Annotated in this window: 10 protein-coding genes; 7 read left to right on the plus strand and 3 right to left on the minus strand. The window is 71.9% G+C overall.

Annotated features, from left to right (window positions below; translation table 11 throughout):
* Window positions 1-145 precede the first annotated feature (145 nt).
* Entirely contained in the window at window positions 146-1,726 is a 1,581-nt protein-coding gene (locus tag AB0Q99_RS24380) for a glycosyltransferase 87 family protein (RefSeq protein ID WP_363575140.1), read from the minus strand.
* Between the two features lie 188 nt (window positions 1,727-1,914).
* The gene (locus AB0Q99_RS24385; protein WP_363575142.1) at window positions 1,915-4,374 is read right to left on the minus strand and encodes a transglycosylase domain-containing protein; all 2,460 of its coding nucleotides are present in this window, start codon (window positions 4,372-4,374) and stop codon (window positions 1,915-1,917) included.
* Window positions 4,375-4,890: 516 nt separating this feature from the next.
* Here AB0Q99_RS24385 and AB0Q99_RS24390 point away from each other — a divergent pair.
* From AB0Q99_RS24390 to AB0Q99_RS24410, 5 genes are all read left to right on the plus strand, one after another.
* Complete coding sequence (locus AB0Q99_RS24390; protein ID WP_363575144.1) at window positions 4,891-5,592, plus strand: PadR family transcriptional regulator; 702 nt, start codon at window positions 4,891-4,893, stop codon at window positions 5,590-5,592.
* Between the two features lie 128 nt (window positions 5,593-5,720).
* Window positions 5,721-6,803, plus strand: a complete 1,083-nt coding sequence (locus tag AB0Q99_RS24395; protein ID WP_363575146.1) for an inositol-3-phosphate synthase — start codon at window positions 5,721-5,723, stop codon at window positions 6,801-6,803.
* A gap of 162 nt (window positions 6,804-6,965) precedes the next feature.
* Window positions 6,966-8,285, plus strand: coding sequence for an MFS transporter (locus AB0Q99_RS24400; protein ID WP_363575148.1), 1,320 nt, complete (start codon window positions 6,966-6,968; stop codon window positions 8,283-8,285).
* A gap of 105 nt (window positions 8,286-8,390) precedes the next feature.
* Complete coding sequence (locus tag AB0Q99_RS24405; RefSeq protein ID WP_363575150.1) at window positions 8,391-8,948, plus strand: hypothetical protein; 558 nt, start codon at window positions 8,391-8,393, stop codon at window positions 8,946-8,948.
* A 31-nt stretch (window positions 8,949-8,979) separates the two neighbouring features.
* Window positions 8,980-10,065, plus strand: a complete 1,086-nt coding sequence (locus AB0Q99_RS24410; RefSeq protein ID WP_363575152.1) for a hypothetical protein — start codon at window positions 8,980-8,982, stop codon at window positions 10,063-10,065.
* Window positions 10,066-10,191: 126 nt separating this feature from the next.
* On the opposite strand, the gene AB0Q99_RS24415 is transcribed toward AB0Q99_RS24410, so the two are convergent.
* Window positions 10,192-11,616, minus strand: a complete 1,425-nt coding sequence (locus AB0Q99_RS24415) for a CCA tRNA nucleotidyltransferase (RefSeq protein WP_363575276.1) — start codon at window positions 11,614-11,616, stop codon at window positions 10,192-10,194.
* A 474-nt stretch (window positions 11,617-12,090) separates the two neighbouring features.
* Between AB0Q99_RS24415 and AB0Q99_RS24420 the strand changes: the two genes are divergently transcribed.
* Together AB0Q99_RS24420 and murJ are read left to right on the plus strand one after the other, a co-directional pair.
* Window positions 12,091-14,529 (plus strand): DUF6049 family protein, encoded by a 2,439-nt coding sequence (locus AB0Q99_RS24420; protein WP_363575154.1) that lies wholly within the window; start codon window positions 12,091-12,093, stop codon window positions 14,527-14,529.
* Between the two features lie 58 nt (window positions 14,530-14,587).
* Window positions 14,588-17,095 (plus strand): murein biosynthesis integral membrane protein MurJ, encoded by a 2,508-nt coding sequence (murJ, locus tag AB0Q99_RS24425; RefSeq protein WP_363575156.1) that lies wholly within the window; start codon window positions 14,588-14,590, stop codon window positions 17,093-17,095.
* Window positions 17,096-17,245 lie beyond the last annotated feature (150 nt).

Here is a 17,245-nt window from a genome sequence, read left to right on the forward strand (position 1 = left end):
CGCGCCGATCAGCGGCACGGAGATCCGGGCCCTGGACATCGACGTCTACCGCCCCGGCGACGACAGCGACGGCGTGATCCGGGTCGGCGAGCCGTCCCGCGGGACGGCGACGGCAGGACGGCGGACGGCAGGACCGCCGGACGACTCACGACTCCTCGGCCGGCTCCGGCAGCAATTCGGGCTCACCCAGCCACTGCTCGGGGCCGGCCGGCGCGTACGCGGCGTAGCTCTCCTCCTCGCGCAGCCGCCGGGCGGTGCCCAGCACGAACACGTCCGGGGCGTGGTCGAGCACCCCGCCGGAGGGGTCGTCGCTGCCGTCCCAGCGGACCGGGTCGCGGTCCGGGTAGAGCGCGTCGCGGACGACCAGGGCGACCAGGTAGAGCGTGCCGATCAGGTGCAGTCCGATCGCGAAGTGGTACCAGGCCTGGCCGATCCCGTGCTGCTTGGGCCCGGTGACGAAGCCCAGGTGGGACCAGATGCCGAGGGTGTAGAGCACCTCGCAGGCCTGCCAGATCAGGAAGTCCCGCCAGCGCGGCCGGGCCAGCACCGCGAGCGGCAGCAGCCAGAGCGCGTACTGCGGCGAGTACACCTTGTTGACCAGCACGAACAGCGCGACCACCAGGAAGGCCAGCTGCGCGAGGCGCGGGCGGCGCGGCGCGGAGAGGCCGAGCCACGCTATGGCCAGGCAGCCCAGCACCATCAGCACGCCGACGTAGAGGTCGAGGTCGGCCAGCGCGACGCCGCGGATCTGCATCAGGATCAGCCAGAACGAGCCGTAGTCCTCGCCGCGGTGCTTGCTGAACACGTAGAAGGTCGACCAGCCCTGCCAGTTGGCGAGCATGATCGGCAGGTTGACCACCAGCCAGGCGCCCAGCGCGCCGCCCAGCGCCACCCGGAACTCGCGCCACTTGCCGGCCCGCCAGCAGAGCACCAGCAGCGGGCCGATCAGCAGCAGGGGGTAGAGCTTGGCGGCGGTGGCCAGGCCGATGAAGACGCCGGCCCAGCCCGGCCGGGAGCCGGCCCACCAGGCCATCGCCACGGCGGCCAGCGCGACCGCGAGCAGGTCCCAGTTGACCGTGCCGTTGAGCAGCAGGACGGGCGCCAGCGCGAACATCAGCGCGTCCCAGGGGCGGCGGCGGTGGGTGCGGGTGAGCGCCACGACCGCGATCACCGCACAGGCCATGAGCAGCCCCGCGTTGACCGCCCAGAACCACTGCTCCTGGCTCCGCTGGTCGCCCCCGCCGGGCGTCAGCCAGGCCGCGACCTGCATGAACAGGCCGGTCAGCACCGGGTATTCGAGGTACTGCAGATCCCCCGAGGAGCCCGGGACGCGGTCCACGTACGGGTGCAGCCCGGCCGCGAAGCCGCGTCCGGAGAACAGGTGCGGGATGTCGCTGTAGCAGGCGTGGATGTACTGCGGCGAGCCCGGCTGGAACCAGGCCTGCTGGTAGCAGGGCAGCTTCTGCGCCATGCCGAGCACCGAGACCACGATCACCGCGAGCGCCAGGAAGCGCGCCGGGATCCACCAGGAGACGCCGAGCAGCGCCCGGCGCCCGGGCGGCCCGCCGATCACCTCGCTGCCGGCCGCCGCCACCGGGTCCTCGTCGGCCGGGACGACCACGGTGTCGGCCGGCGGGGCGGCCGTGGCGACGGCTGCCGGGGTGGGCCCTGCGGCGGCGCCGGGCCCTGCCGGGCCGGCGGTTTCGTCACGATCGCTCGACGTCATGCCGGACATCCTGCCGCACCATTCCCGCCGGGACGAGGAGGACCCCGCAACGGTCTGCGGAGGTTCCGGGGGCGACTCGGTCCGGGCGGGTCCGCGAACCGTGACGAAAACGGCGGTGGCGGCCCTCCGAGGAGGACCGCCACCGCCGTTGTCGCTTCAGCACTGTTGCCGCTGCACCGCCGGGGTCGCTAACCCGCGAATCCCGGTGGGCCGGGGGTGGAGCTCTGCGTCGGCTTGCCGCTCGGGCCGCCGCCCGGTGTCGTGGGGCCCGTCGTGGTCGGCTGCGGCGACGGGCAGCCGGGCAGCCCGGGCACCAGCAGACAGCTGTTGGTCGGGTGCGGGGGCCTGCTGGTCCTCGTCGGGGTCGGCTGCGGGTCGCCCGGGCAGTCCACTCCCGGCACGCAGGCCGGGGTCTGGGTCGGCTGCGGCTGGGCCGGCTGCGTCGGCTGCTGGGTCTGCGCCGGGGCCGACGGGGCGTCGGTCGTGGTCGGCGTCGGAACGGCCGTGACCGTGGACGGCGCACCGGAGGAGTCGACCTCGCTGCCGACCGGCTGCGGGGTCGGGAAGTCCAGCTTCTTCTCGTTGGCCAGCGCGGCCTTCATGTACCGGGTGAACACGTCGGTCGGAATGTCACCACCGTGGATGGACGCCTTGCCGCCGGTGCCGTTGAGCGACTGCCGCTCGTGCTTGGACGGGTCCTCGCGCCACATCGCGACGCTGGTGACCAGCTGCGGGGTGTAGCCGACCCACCAGGCCGACTTGTTCTGGTCGGTGGTACCGGTCTTGCCCGCCACCGGGCGGCCCAGTGCGAGGGTCTTGGTACCGGTGCCCTTCGCCGCCACGTTCACCAGGACGTCGGTGACGTTGTCGGCGACCGCCGGCTCCAGCGCGACCTTGGGGTCCTTCTTGCCGAAGCCCGGGCGCTCGACGCCGTTCAACTCGACCTTGGTGACCGAGTACGGCTCGGACTCCTTGCCGCTGGCCGCCAGGGTGCCGTAGGCGGTGGCCATCCGGATCGGGCTGATGGTGGAGGTGCCGAGCGGGAAGGTCGCGGTCTTCGGGTCCGCGAGGCTCTCCTTCCGGACACCCATCTGCACCGCGATGTCGGCCACGTTCTGGCCGCCGACGTCCTGGTTGAGCTGGACGAACGGGACGTTGTACGAGTACTGCATGGCCTGCCGCAGCGAGACGTAGCCGTGCTTGCTGGCGTCCTCGTTCTTCTGGTGGTACGGCTTGCCGTCGTCGCCGATCACCAGCGAGCCGTCCGGCTTGCGGATCTCGGACATGTCGTCGGCCAGGTAGCGGCTGTCGGCGTTTATCCGCTTCGGCTTGCCGTCGTCGCCCTTCGCGGTCTGCACGCCGACCTGCATGGCGGTGGCCAGCACGAACGGCTTGAAGGTCGAGCCGACCTGGACGCCGGAGGCGTCGGCGTTGTTGTCGAAGTGGCCGTTCTCCACGCCGTCGCCGCCGTAGAGGGCGACGATCGCACCGTCGCCGGGGCGGATGCTGGCGGAGCCGAACTGGATGTTGGTGTCGTTGTCCGGGCGCTTCTGCGGGTCGAGGTTCTCGGCCTTGACGTCGTCGACGGCCTTCTTCAGGGCGTCGACCTTGTCCTTCTCGAAGGTCGTGTAGATCTTCAGGCCGCCCTTGTCGATCACCTGCTGGGTGATCGTCTTGTCGCTGTTCATCACGTACTTGTTGGCGGTGTCGACCAGGTAGCTGATCTCACCGTTCATGTTGGAGCTGGGCTTCAGCGGGATCGGGCCCGGGAAGGCGCTGCACTTGGCCCGCTCCTCCGGGGTGACGGCCTTGATCTTCACCATGTTGTCGAGGATCCACGACCACCGCCCCTCGGCCCGCTCCTTGTTGGCCGGGTTGGTGGGGTCGTAGTAGGCCGCGCCCTTGAGCAGGCCCGCCAGCATGGCGCTCTGGCAGAGGTTGAGGTCCTTGGCGTCCACCCCGTAGTACGCCTGGGCGGCGGCCTGGGCCCCGTTCGCGCCGCGACCGAACCAGCTGGTGTTCAGGTAGCCCTTGAGGATCTCGTCCTTCCCCTGCTTCTGGTCGATCTTCAGCGTGATGAAGAACTCCTTCACCTTGCGGCTGAGGGTCTGCTCCTGGCTCAGGTAGGCGTTCTTCACGTACTGCTGGGTGATGGTCGAGGCGCCCTGGGTCTCCCCTCCCTTCGCCATGTTGTAGACGGCGCGGAGCATGCCCTTGGGGTCGATGCCGTGGTCGGTGCGGAAGTCCTGGTTCTCCGCCGCGATCACGGCGTTCTGCAGGTTGGGGCTGATGTCCGGGAGCTCGACGATCTGACGGTTCGTCTGGCCCTTGCGGGTCATCTCGGAGCCGTCGGCCCAGTAGTAGATCGTGTTCTGACCCTGCACCAGCTTGTTCAGCTCGGGGATCTGGGTGACCTGGTACAGGTAGAACACCAGGCCGACGAAGCAGGCGAAGACCAGCAGGAAGCCGCTCAGCCACTGCTTCCAGGACGGCAGCCAGCGCCGGAACCCGGTCTTGCCGAACCTCGGGTAGTCGATGAAGCGCTTCTTGCCGGGCCCGGCGGCCGCGGTCGCAGTCGCGGCGGCACCGCTCCGGCCGCCCCCCTTGCCCTTCTTCTGCGCGGCCTTGCGCATCTCCGCCCGGGTCATCCGGGGCTGCTGAGCCGTCTCCCGAACGCCCGGCGGGCGCCGACGACCGATTCCGGACGAGCTCAGCTCGTCCGGATCCGGCCCTCCCCGACGGTCACCGCCTCCCGGGGGCTGCTGCCCGTCACCGCCCGGGTCGGGCGTCCTTCGCCGTCGATCGCTCATCTTCCAGCCACTCCTCGCCAGGCGTCTCCAGCCTGAAGGCAGGGTTCACGTCGGATGCCCGCAAACCGCCCTGACTCCCGGAGGTGGTCCTCGTGCACACGCGACAGCGTACGCAGCACGGAAATACAACTAATCGGGCATCAGTCGCCAATAACCACAAAACGGCGACAGATCATTACACGGCCGTTGCCAAGCTCACCCGCGCGTCGGCTTGTGATCACATTCACGCGCGCCCCCCTTGCTCGTTCCGAAGGCCGGGTTTACTGTTCTCGATATATCGAGCCGATACATCGAAGCGGAATACCGCCGGATGCACCGGCCGGACGAAGGCCGAGAGGGAGGAGGACCGCGGCAGTGGGCAGGCGCTCAGGAGTGCTGGAGTTCGCCGTTCTCGGCCTGCTCCATGACGCTCCGATGCACGGCTACGAGCTGCGCAAACGGCTCAACATCCTGCTCGGCACGTTCCGGGCGCTCTCCTACGGAACGCTCTACCCCTGTCTGAAGAGCCTGGTCGCCCAGGGTTTCCTGGTCGAGGACAACCCGGACGTCGAGTACGTCCCGGCCACCGCGCTCAACGGCAAACGGTCCAAGATCGTCTACCGGCTCTCCGCCGAGGGGAAGCAGCGCTTCGAGGAGCTGCTCGCCGACTCCGGCCCGGACGCCTGGGAGGACGAGCACTTCGGCGTCCACTTCGCGTTCTTCGGCCAGACCGACCGGGCCGTCCGGATGCGCGTCCTGGAGGGGCGCCGCAGCCGGCTGGAGGAACGTCTGGAGCGGATGCGCAACTCACTGGCCCGCGCCCGCGAGCGGTTCGACGACTACACCGTCGAGCTCCAGCGGCACGGACTGGAGTCGGTGGAGCGCGAGGTCCGCTGGCTCAACGAGCTGATCGAGACCGAGCGGTCCAACCGCACCGGCCGGCCCGGTCCCGCCACCGGCGGCAACCCAGCCGCCGGACCCCCCCACACTTCGGACGGCCGTGGCCAGGAGACCGGGTCCCCGGACCCGTCCGGGCCACCGTACGACCGCCCGGGGCGCTCCGCCCAGGAGCGCTGACACCGCGCCAGCCCTGTGCCGCGCGGCAGGAGTGGGCGCCTCGCGCCCTTACACAAGCAGTCATCGAAGATGCAGGACGAGTGCCGCCGGTCACGGCGGCCCTCATGAGATCACAGGGAGCAACCGGAATGGGTTCGGTTCGCGTAGCCATCGTGGGCGTCGGCAACTGCGCCGCGTCGCTGGTGCAGGGTGTCGAGTACTACAAGGACGCCGACCCGGCCGGCAAGGTCCCCGGGCTGATGCACGTCCAGTTCGGTGACTACCACGTCCGTGACGTGGAGTTCGTCGCCGCCTTCGACGTCGACGCCAAGAAGGTCGGCTTCGACCTGGCCGACGCCATCGGCAACAGCGAGAACAACACCATCAAGATCTGCGACGTCCCGCCGACCGGCGTGACCGTCCAGCGCGGCCACACCCTCGACGGCCTGGGCAAGTACTACCGGGAGACCATCGAGGAGTCGGACGAGGCCCCGGTCGACGTCGTCCAGGTCCTCAAGGACCAGCAGGTCGACGTCCTGGTCTGCTACCTGCCCGTCGGCTCCGAGAGCGCGGCCAAGTTCTACGCCCAGTGCGCCATCGACGCCAAGGTCGCCTTCGTGAACGCCCTGCCGGTGTTCATCGCGGGCACCAAGGAGTGGGCGGACAAGTTCACCGAGGCCGGCGTGCCGATCGTCGGTGACGACATCAAGTCGCAGGTCGGCGCGACCATCACGCACCGCGTGATGGCCAAGCTCTTCGAAGACCGCGGTGTCATCCTCGAGCGCACCATGCAGCTGAACGTCGGCGGCAACATGGACTTCAAGAACATGCTCGAGCGCGAGCGCCTGGAGTCCAAGAAGATCTCCAAGACCCAGGCCGTCACCTCGCAGATCCGCGACCGCGAGCTGGGCGCCAAGAACGTCCACATCGGTCCCTCGGACTACGTGGCCTGGCTGGACGACCGCAAGTGGGCCTACGTCCGCCTGGAGGGTCGCGCGTTCGGTGACGTCCCGCTGAACCTGGAGTACAAGCTGGAGGTCTGGGACTCCCCGAACTCCGCCGGTGTCATCATCGACGCCGTCCGCGCCGCGAAGATCGCCAAGGACCGCGGCATCGGTGGCCCGATCCTGTCGGCCTCCTCGTACTTCATGAAGTCCCCGCCGGTCCAGTACTTCGACGACGAGGCCAAGGAGAACGTCGAGAAGTTCATCCGCGGCGAGGTCGAGCGCTGAGCACCGACCGCTGAGCACCGAGCGTCGGACGCCGAGCGTTGAGCGACTGATCGCCCGATGACTCCGCGGAATGGCCCACGATCACCGGATCGTGGGCCATTCGCCTTTTCCCGGCCAATGTTTCACGTGAAACAGCTGCCGGTTCCATGGCACTCTGGGCGGGTGGCGATCACCGAGAACGGCAGCACCCACCAGTCCGCGCACCGCGCCACGCTCCTCGACCTGCTCCGGGGCCGCGACTTCCGGCGGCTGCTGACCGCCCGGGTGCTCTCCCAGCTCTCGGACGGGGTCTTCCAGGTCTCGCTCGCCGCCTACGTGGTCTTCTCCCCCGAGAAGCAGTCCTCCCCCGCCGACATCGCCTCGGTGCTGGCCGTGATGCTGCTGCCGTTCTCGGTGATCGGCCCGTTCGCCGGGGTACTGCTGGACCGCTGGCGCCGCCGCCAGGTGCTGTACTTCGGCAACCTGGCCCGCTTCGGGCTGGGCCTGGTCACCGGCGCGCTGCTGCTGGCCGAGGCGCCGACCGAGCTGTTCTTCGCCTCGGCCCTGTTGGTCACCGCGCTCAACCGGTTCATCCTGGCCGGCCTGTCCGCCGCCCTGCCCCGGGTGGTGGAGCAGGACCAGCTGGTCACCGCCAACGCGCTCTCCCCCACCCTCGGAACGGTCGCCGCCGCCTCGGGCGGATTCATCGGCTTCCTGCTGCACCAGGTGACGACCCCCGGGCCGAAGGCGGACGCCGCGCTGGTCACGGTCGCCTCGCTGCTCTACCTGTCGGCCGCGCTGGCCGCCCGCCGGATGGACCGCGACCTGCTCGGGCCGGAACAGCACGGCGACCGCCCGGCGCTCGGCCAGGCGCTGGTCCGGGCCGCCGTCGAGCTCGGCGCCGCGGTGCGCCACCTGGTGCGGGACTGCCGGCCCGCCGTGCACGCGCTGGCCGCCGTCACCGCGGCCCGGTTCTGCTACGGCGTGCTGATCGTGGTCGTGGTGATGCTCGCCCGGTACACCTTCAACGACCCGGCCGACCCCGCGGCCGGACTGGTCACCCTCGGCCAGGCCGTCGGCCTCTCCGCCGCCGGCTTCTTCGTCGCCGCGGTGGTCAGCCCCTGGGGCACCCGGAGGTTGGGCCTGACCGGCTGGATGACGGCCTGCCTGGTCGCCCCGGTGGTCTTCGTCCCGGCCCTCGGCCTGAGCTTCACGCTGGTGCCCTGCCTGATCGCCGCCCTGCTGCTCGGAGTCGTCACCCAGGGCACCAAGATCTGCGCCGACACCGTGGTCCAGGAGTCGGTCGAGGACGAGTACCGCGGCCGGGTCTTCGCCATCTACGACGTGCTGTTCAACGTCGCCTTCGTGGCCGCCGCCCTGGTCACCGCGCTGGTGCTGCCGCTGTCCGGCCGTTCCGGCGCGGTGGTCGTCGGCGTCGCCGCGGTGTACGCCCTCACCGCGGTCCTCTACCTGCGCGCCGCGCGGCGCGGCTCGCTCGCCTGACCCGGCCTCACGGATCTCCCGGACTCGGGCCCGACGGCGTCCGACCGGGTCGCTAAGGTGTCAGACCTGTCGGAGCGACAGCACTCTGTCTCGGGGGACGAACTGATGAGCACACCGCCCAATCCGTACGGGCCGCCGCAGCCCGCTCCGGCCGGGCCGTCCGCCGGCTCCCCGTACGGTGCGCCCGTTCCCCCGCCGTCCGTCCCGTACGGACCGCCGCCCGGCTACGGGGCGCCGCCGCAGCCCGCCCCGGCCGGTTTCGGACCGCCGCCGTCGTACGGGCAGGCGCCGACGGCACCGCCCGCCAAGCGCAGCGGCCTCTCCAGGCTGAGGACGGTCGGCCTGGTCGGCGGTGGACTGGCCCTGGCGGTCGGGTACTTCGTCGCCGGACCGAGCGCCAGCAGCGCCAAGCCCGGCGACTGTGTCCGGGTGAGCGGCACCCGCAACGTCGAAATCCTCAAGTGCAGTGATGCCAAAGCGAATTACCGCGTACTGTCGAAGTTCGAAGGCACCGGTGACGTGACCCGCTGCCGACAGACGCCGCAGACCACGAGCACCGTCGCGGGCAAGAGCGGCCGCCGCTGGAACACCAAGCGGTACGTGCTCTGCCTCGGTCCGCTGGCACCCGCCACCACCGGTGTCCCGCCGGTGAAGAAGTCCTGAACCTTCCGCCACCCAGTCCACGGGGGACCACTTGTCCGTTCCGCCTCCGCCTCCGCCTCCGCCCCAGCCGCCGTACGGTCCGCCGCCGGGCGAGGGCAACCCGTACTCCTCCGGCGGTGCCTACGGCGCTCCGCCCCCGCCCGGTCCACCCGGCCCCCCCGGATACGGCTACGGCCAGGGCTACGGCCAGGGCTACGGCTACCCGAGCGCCCCGCCGCCCGAGCAGCCGTACGGCTACCCGCACCCGCAGCCCGCACCCGGCTACGGGTACCCGCCGCAGGGCCCGGCGGAGGGCCTGACCTGCCGGTTCTGCGGCGGCTACCCGGCGGTGAACGCCACCGTCCGCGGCCACCAGGGCCTGATCCTGGCCTACCGGATGCTGCGGATGTCCGGCCCGTTCTGCCGCACCTGCGGCACGGCCGCCGTGCGCGACATGTCCGCCCGGACGCTGGTCCAGGGCTGGTGGAGCCCGGTGTCGTGGCTGCTCACCCCGATCACGCTGCTGATGAACCTCGGCCCGCACGGCCGCTTCGGCCGGCTGCACCCGCCCGTCCCGGGCAGCCACGGACCGCAGCTCGACCCGGGCGCCCCGCTGACCCGCCGCCCGCACCTGGCGATGCTGCTGGTGCCGGTCTCGCTGGCGGTCGCCGTCGCCCTGGCCGCCACCGGGGTGCTCGGCCCGTCGACGAACGACCCGACCGACCCGATCACCGCGGCGCCGTCGCCGTCCGTCTCCACCGTCACGCCCTCGCCGACGCCGGCCTTCCCCTCGCCGGTCTTCCCGTCGCCGACCTTCACGATGCCGGTGGTGCCGAGCATCACCCTGCCGCCGGTCACCACCCCGACCGACGACACGGACAGCGTGGACACGGCCAAGGCGGGCGACTGCCTGCGCAACGAGAACGGCCTGGTCGGTGCGACCGCCGACACCCACCCGAAGGTCTCGGTGCTGCCCTGCACCGACACCACGGCGCAGTACAAGGTGATCTACAAGTACCTCGCCACGTCCGACGAGAAGGTCTGCGAGAAGCAGTCGAAGGCGGACACCTGGTACACCCGCACCTACACCAACTTCCCGTCGCTGAACTACGTGCTCTGTCTGAAGAAGCTCAAGTAGCCCGCCGCACGCGCGAGGGGTGGCCCCGGCCGAGTGCCGGGACCACCCCTCGCGTCGCGTCCGGAACCGGAACGGGACCGGGACCGGGACCGGGAACCGAAGCCGGTTCCGGCACCGGACCGGGCGTCAGCCCTGCTGCCCGGCCCACCAGGCGCGCAGCGCCGCGACCGCCTCGTCGTGCTCCATCGGGCCGTGCTCCAGCCGGAGTTCGAGCAGGTGCTTGTACGCCTTGCCGACCTGCGGACCGGGCTTGAGGCCGAGCAGTTCCATGATCTGGTTGCCGTCCAGCGCCGGGCGGACGGCGTCCAGCTCCTCCTGCTCCTTCAGCTCGGCGATCCGCGTCTCCAGACCGTCGTAGGTGCGCGAGAGCGTGGCCGCCTTCTTCTTGTTGCGGGTGGTGCAGTCGGAGCGGGTCAGCTTGTGCAGGCGCTCCAGCAGCGGCCCGGCGTCGGTGACGTAGCGGCGCACCGCCGAGTCGGTCCACTCGCCGCCGCCGTAGCCGTGGAAGCGCAGGTGCAGCTCGACCAGGCGCGAGACCTCCTCGGTGAGCTCCTTGGAGTACTTGAGCTCGCGCATCCGCTTGCGGGTCATCTTGGCGCCGACCACCTCGTGGTGGTGGAAGGAGACCCGGCCGTCCGACTCGAAGCGGCGGGTGCGCGGCTTCCCGATGTCGTGCAGCAGCGCGGCCAGCCGCAGGGTGAGGTCCGGGCCGTCCTGCTCCAGGGCGATGGCCTGCTCCAGGACGGTCAGCGAGTGCTCGTAGACGTCCTTGTGCCGGTGGTGCTCGTCGCGCTCCAGCCGCAGCGCGGGCAGTTCGGGCAGCACGAACCCGGCCAGGCCGGTGTCGACCAGCAGCCGCAGGCCCTTCACCGGGTGCTGGGCCAGCAGCAGCTTGTTGAGCTCGGCCTGCACCCGCTCGGCCGAGACGATGGTGATCCGCTCGGCCATCGCGGTCATCGCGGCGACCACCTCGGGCGCCGGTTCGAAGTCGAGCTGGGCGGCGAAGCGGGCGGCCCGCATCATCCGCAGCGGGTCGTCGGAGAAGGACTCCTCCGGGGTGGCGGGGGTGCGCAGCACCCGGGCCTCCAGGTCCGCCAGGCCGCGGTGCGGGTCGACGAAGCCGCGGCCGGGCAGGTCGACGGCCATCGCGTTGACCGTGAAGTCCCGGCGGACCAGGTCCTGCTCGATGGTCTCGCCGTAGCTCACCTCGGGCTTGCGGGAGGTGCGGTCGTAGGCCTCGGAGCGGTAGGTGGTGATCTCGATCAGGAAGGAGCCCTCGGGGGTGTCCTTGCGGGCGCCGACCGTGCCGAAGGCGATGCCGACGTCCCAGACCGCGTCCGCCCAGCCCTTGACCAGCTTGAGCACCTGCTGCGGGCGGGCGTCGGTGGTGAAGTCCAGGTCGTTGCCGAGCCGGCCGAGCAGCGCGTCCCGGACCGAGCCGCCGACCAGCGCCAGCCGGTGACCGGCCGCCTGGAAGCGGCGGGCGATCTCGTCGGCGACCGGCGACACCCGCAGCAGCTCTTGCAGGCCCAGGGTCTGGGCCTCGCTCAGGCCTGGTACGGCCCGGGCGGCGGTGCTGGGACGGTCGGTGCGCGTGGTGGGCTCATTGGCAGTGGACACGGCTCACAAGGGTACGTGCCCCGACAGGTCAACCGCCCGCGCGTTTTGGGCGTCTCACCCCACAGCCCGCAACACTGCACCGCAGGCCGCATCGTTACCATGCCGGTGGACGAGTCTCGGGCACCGGACAGGGGATGCGGTGTCGCGTGCCGCCACGGCCCGCGGCGTTCCCGCGGCAGCGGTGCGGCGACGGCGTCGGGCGAACGGGTCCAAACGTTTCAAGAATGTCAAGAGCTCCAAGCGAAGAACGTCGGGCGGACCGCGCCGGACGGGACGAACAGCATCAGCAGCAAACGATCGAGAACGGCGAGGGCGAAGCGAGTGAGTGAGCCGGCACGGCACTCGGGCCTGGGGGCGCACCGACAGCCTGGACGGGCCGAACGCCCCGCCGGGGGACGTCATCCGGTGCGCCGGGCGGGCCTGCGCCTCGCCGCCGCCTGCGCGGCCGCCCTGACCCTCTTCACGGCCGCCCCGGCCGGTGCGCTGCCGTCCGGCGGCAACCCCCGGCTGGCCGCGGACTCCACCGCCTCGGCCGAGTACCCGGTGGTCCTGAGCATCGAGTCGCTGGCCCCGCAGGTGGCCGTCCCCAACGGCGCCGTGACGATCACGGGGCACGTCACCAACGCCGGCAAGTCGGCGCTCAAGGGCGCCCACGCGGCGGTCCGCAAGCCGTACTCCGGCAAGCCGCTGGACCGGCGCAGCGACCTGGCCAACGTGGCCGGCCGCACCTCGCCGATCGGCTCCGACGGCGTGGAACTGGACAGCCCGCAGTACGCCCTGCCGGAGCTGAACCCGGGCCAGACCCTGCCGTACACGCTGAGCGTCGCGGTGAACGACCTCGGGCTGTCCTCCAGCGGCGTGTACGAGCTCGCGGTGGACGCCTGGGGCTCGACCGCCGACAACTCGCACGACCGGGCCCTGGGCATCGCCCGGAGCTTCCTGCCGTACAACCCGGGCGGCGCCGAGGCGCAGCCGACGAAGGTCACCACGCTCTGGCCGCTGGTGCACGCGCCGGTGCTGGCCGCGCAGACCGTCGCCGACAGCAGCGAGCAGTCCACCTCGGTGCTGCGCGACGACAGCCTGGCCGCCGAGTTCGCCCCCGGCGGCCGGCTGTACGAGCTGGTCGACACCGGTTCCAAACTGCCCGGCCTGACCTGGGTGATCGACCCGGACCTGGTCGACGCCGCGTTCGCGATGACCAAGCCGTACCGGGTGCAGAACCCGGGCACCGAGTCCGCGGGCAAGCCGGCCAGGGACGACAACACCGTCCCGGGCACCGGCACGGCCGCCGCCACCGCCTGGCTGGACAAGCTGCGGGCCGCCGTCGCCAAGCCGGAGAACCAGGTGGTCGCGCTGCCGTACGCCGACCCCGACCTCGCCTCGATCGCGCACAACGGGGCCGACCTGCCCGGCATGTCCACCGCGCTGAACAAGGCCGCGACGGCCGGCCGGCTGACCGTCGAGGGCCGGCTCTCGGTGGACACCCGCTCCGACGTCGCCTGGCCGTACCAGGGCTACGTCGACCAGCAGATCACCGGTCTCGCCCAGCAGGCGGGCAGCGGGCTGGTGCTGGCCAGCGGGGCGAGCATGCCGGAGCCGGACTCACTGAACTACACCCCGACCGCGGTGCGCCCGATCGGCAACGGGCAGAACGCGGTGGTCGCCGACGAGACGGTCTCCGGGCTGTTCCAGCGGGACCTGAGCTCCGCGAAGGACCAGACCGAGGCGACCCAGCGCTTCCTCGCCGAGACCTTCGCGATCACCCACGAGCAGCCGCAGAACCCGCGCGGGCTGCTGGTCATGCCGCCGCGCGAGCTGAGCGTCGCCACCGCCAAGGTGCTGGCGAACGCCCTGCAGACGGCGGCCGGCAAGTGGATCGCCCCGGCCAGGCTGGACGCGGTGGCCCAGTCCTCGCCCGACCCGAAGGCCGGCACCGGCGTCCCGGCGGCCGCCGACTACCCGACCCAGGCGCGCGCCTCGGAGCTGTCGGCCGCCGACCTCAGCGGCACCGACCGCATCCAGTACGACCTGGACACCCTGATGCGGGTGCTCACCCTGCCGCAGCGGGTGCGCGGCCCCTTCAACGCCGCGATGGTCCGCTCGCTGTCCACCGAGTGGCGCAGTCAGGCCCCGGCCGGCAGCGCCTACCGGCAGGGCGTCAAGATGTACCTGCAGGAGCTGACCAAGGCCGTCCAGGTGCCGCCGAAGCGGGTGGTCACCCTGGCCGGCGACACCGGGCAGCTCCAGGTCAGCGTCCGCAACGACCTGACCCAGACGGTCACCAACCTGAAGCTGGTGCTCACCTCGACCCAGCCGAACAGGCTGCGGGTGGGCAAGGAGGAGGAGCTGGTCCTCCCGGCCTCGCAGAGCGCCACCCTCCGCTTCCAGGCCGAGGCGCACAACAACGGGCCGGTCACCATGACCGCCCAGCTGTGGACCACCGGCCCGAACCCGCGGGCGTACGGCGAGGCCCAGACCTTCACCGTCGAGGTCACCTCGGTGACCAACGGGGTGCTGTACGTCTTCGCGGGCGCCGGCGTCCTGCTCCTGCTGGCCGCGCTGCGCTTCATGCGCCAGCGCAAGCGGCGGGACGGCCGGCCGCACGAGGACGGCGACCAGCCGGTCGGGGACGCCCCGGCGGCGGGCGGCGGGGCCGCCGCCGCGGAGCCGGCGCCGGACCGGGCCGACCGAGCGGGCGGGTCCAGCGGGTCCAGCGAGTCCGACGGTTCCGACGGGGACGGGCCGACGGACGATGCCGCTGGTGACGGTCCCGCGCGGACACCGCGCGGCAGCAGCCCGGATGGCCGGGATCGGGCCGCCAGTGATGAGAAGGTTGGTCCTTGATACCGCCGACCCCCCGCGATGCCGGGTCGGTCTCCCCCCACGACAGCGAAGAGGTGACATGACCGGGCGCAGCGAGGAGCGGCCCCCGGGCCGCGGTGAGAGCCGGCCGGGTGCCGAGTCGCCGTCCGGCGACTGGTACGTGGCCGACACCTACGCCCAGGACCCGTACGCGGCCGACGCGTACGGGACCCCGCAGGACGGCCGGGACCCGTACGGCCTGCGGGCCGGCCGGCCGGCCGAGCCCGAGCAGCAGGCCGCCGCGTACGACGTGCCGCCGCAGCTGCCACCACAGGGCGGCGGCTACCCGACGCCGGTGCCGCCGACCCCGTACCCGGCGGCGGAGCAGTTCTCGCCCCCGGTGCCGCCGACGCAGCCCGGCTGGGACACCCCGCCGCAGGCCGCCTGGCAGCCGGAGCAGACCCCGGCCCCGGCCCCGGCCCCGGCCGGCGGCCGGTGGGGCGGTGCCGAACAGCCGCAGCAGCCGCAGCAGCAGTGGGAGCCCGGCCCGGCGCACTCCGCCTGGGACACCGAGACCACCGAGTACGTCGGGGTGGACGCGCTGTTCGGCGGCCGGCAGGCGCAGGCCGCGGCACCGCCGCCGGTCCCGCAGCCCGCCCCGGCCCCGCAGACCGCGCAGCCGAGCTCCCCCGGAGCCGTGCCGCCCGGCGCGCAGGGCGGCCCCGGGCCGTACCCGCCGGTGGTCGGCCGCCCGGGGCAGCCGACGCACGGCGGTCCGACCGGGCAGCGCCCCTTCGTGCCGCCGATCGAGTTCGACCCGCCGCTCTCCGAGGAGGAGGCCACCATGCAGGTGGCCGCCGTCGCGGTGCCCCCGGCGGTCGAACCGCTGGCGGACCTCGCCGCCGAGGAGCACGCCGCGCAGCCGCAGCCCGCGGCCGCCCCGGCGGCCGGTGGCGGCGGGGGCGGCAAGGTCGCGAGCCTGCTGAACTCCAGCGCGATCATGGCGGCCGGCACCCTGGTCTCCCGCGGCACCGGCTTCGTCCGGACCATGGTGATCACCCTGGCCATCGGCGTCGGCGTGATGGGTGACTCGTACAACGCGGCGAACACCCTGCCGACCCTGCTGTACATCCTGATCGGCGGTGGCGCGCTGAACGCGGTCTTCGTGCCGCAGCTGGTGCGCAGCATGAAGAACGACGAGGACGGCGGCACCGCGTACGCCAACCGGCTGCTCACCCTGGTGATGGTCGGGCTCGGCGGCGTGGTGTTCCTGGCGGTGCTCGGGGCACCGGTGCTGGTCCAGCTGATCGCCCACCCGATGATGGTGAACCCGGAGCGGGCCGACACCACGGTGGCGCTGGCCCGCTACTGCCTGCCCACCATCTTCTTCATGGGCATCCACGTGGTGATGGGCCAGATCCTCAACGCCCGCGGCCGGTTCGGCGCGATGATGTGGACCCCGGTCCTGAACAACATCGTGGTGATCTTCACCTTCGCCGCCTACTTCTGGGTCTACGGCGGGTTCGGCACCACCCACGTCAAGCCGGAGGACATCTCGCCCGAGGGCGTCCGGCTGCTCGGCCTCGGCACCCTGATCGGCCTGGTCGTCCAGTCGCTGGCGATGATCCCGTACCTGCGGGCGGCCGAGTTCCGCTTCCGGCCCCGCTTCGACTGGCGCGGCCACGGCCTGGGCAAGGCCGCCCGGCTGGCCAAGTGGACGTTCTTCTTCGTGCTCGCCAACCAGGCCGGCTACCTGGTGATCACCCAGCTGTCCACCAAGGCCGGTGACGCCGCCGCAGCGGCCGGCCACAGCGGCGTCGGCCTGTCCGCGTTCTCCAACGCCCTGCTGATCTGGCAGCTGCCGCAGGCCGTGATCACCGTCTCGATCATGAGCGCGGTGCTCCCCCGGCTGTCCCGGGCGGCCGCCGACGAGGACGCCGGAGCCGTCCGGGACGACATCTCCTACGGTCTGCGCACCACCGCGGTGGCGGTCGTCCCGGCCGCGTTCCTGTTCCTGTCGCTCGGTCCGGTGATCGGCCGTTCGATCTACGCGGTCGGCGGCAACGAGTCCGTCCTGAGCGACGCCACCAACATCGGCCTGATGCTCTCCGCGTTCGCCCTGGGCCTGATCCCCTACTCGGCCCAGTACGTGATGCTGCGCGGCTTCTACGCCTACGAGGACACCCGGACGCCGTTCTCCAACACCGTCTGGGTGGCGGCCTGCCAGGCCGTCTTCTCGCTGCTGTGCTGGCTGCTGCTGCCCGCGCAGTGGACGGTGATCGGCATGGCCTTCGGGTACGGATTCGCCTACGCCATCGGGGTGATGGTGGCCGTGCCGAAGCTGAAGAAGAAGATCGGCGGGCTGGACACCAAGCGGATCGGAAAGACGTACAGCCGGCTGGCCGCCGCCTGCGTCCCGGCCGCGCTGGTGGGCCTCGGCGCCAGTCTGGCGGTCCAGCGGGTGCTCGGCGGCTGGGCCGGGAGCCTGGCCGGCCTGGTCGTGGCCGGCGGCCTGCAGCTGGCGGTCTTCGTGCTCGTCGCGAAGCGCCTGCGGATCGAGGAACTGAACGCCATGCTGGGCATGGTCCGCGGCCGACTGGGCCGCTGACCGTCCTTTCGACGGCCGGACGAGCGGGCGCCCTGACCGGGCGTCAACCGGAGCGAACAGCTCCGCCGCTCGTCCGGCCGACTGCTGGGCCGCCAGCCGCGCCGGGCCCTCCCGGCAGTGAGATGGCGACCCGGTGTCCTATCTGCACCA

It is taken from the genome of Kitasatospora sp. NPDC086791 (genome assembly GCF_040685975.1).
Classification (GTDB): domain Bacteria; phylum Actinomycetota; class Actinomycetes; order Streptomycetales; family Streptomycetaceae; genus Kitasatospora.

Bases quoted from the DNA above. Each gene is read 5' to 3' on its own strand.
- AB0Q99_RS24380 (WP_363575140.1), bottom strand. From the start codon at position 1,726: ATGACGTCGAGCGATCGTGACGAAACCGCCGGCCCGGCAGGGCCCGGC.
- AB0Q99_RS24385 (WP_363575142.1), bottom strand. From the start codon at position 4,374: ATGACCCGGGCGGAGATGCGCAAGGCCGCGCAGAAGAAGGGCAAGGGG.
- AB0Q99_RS24395 (WP_363575146.1), top strand. From the start codon at position 5,721: ATGGGTTCGGTTCGCGTAGCCATCGTGGGCGTCGGCAACTGCGCCGCG.
- AB0Q99_RS24405 (WP_363575150.1), top strand. From the start codon at position 8,391: ATGAGCACACCGCCCAATCCGTACGGGCCGCCGCAGCCCGCTCCGGCC.
- murJ (WP_363575156.1), top strand. From the start codon at position 14,588: ATGACCGGGCGCAGCGAGGAGCGGCCCCCGGGCCGCGGTGAGAGCCGG.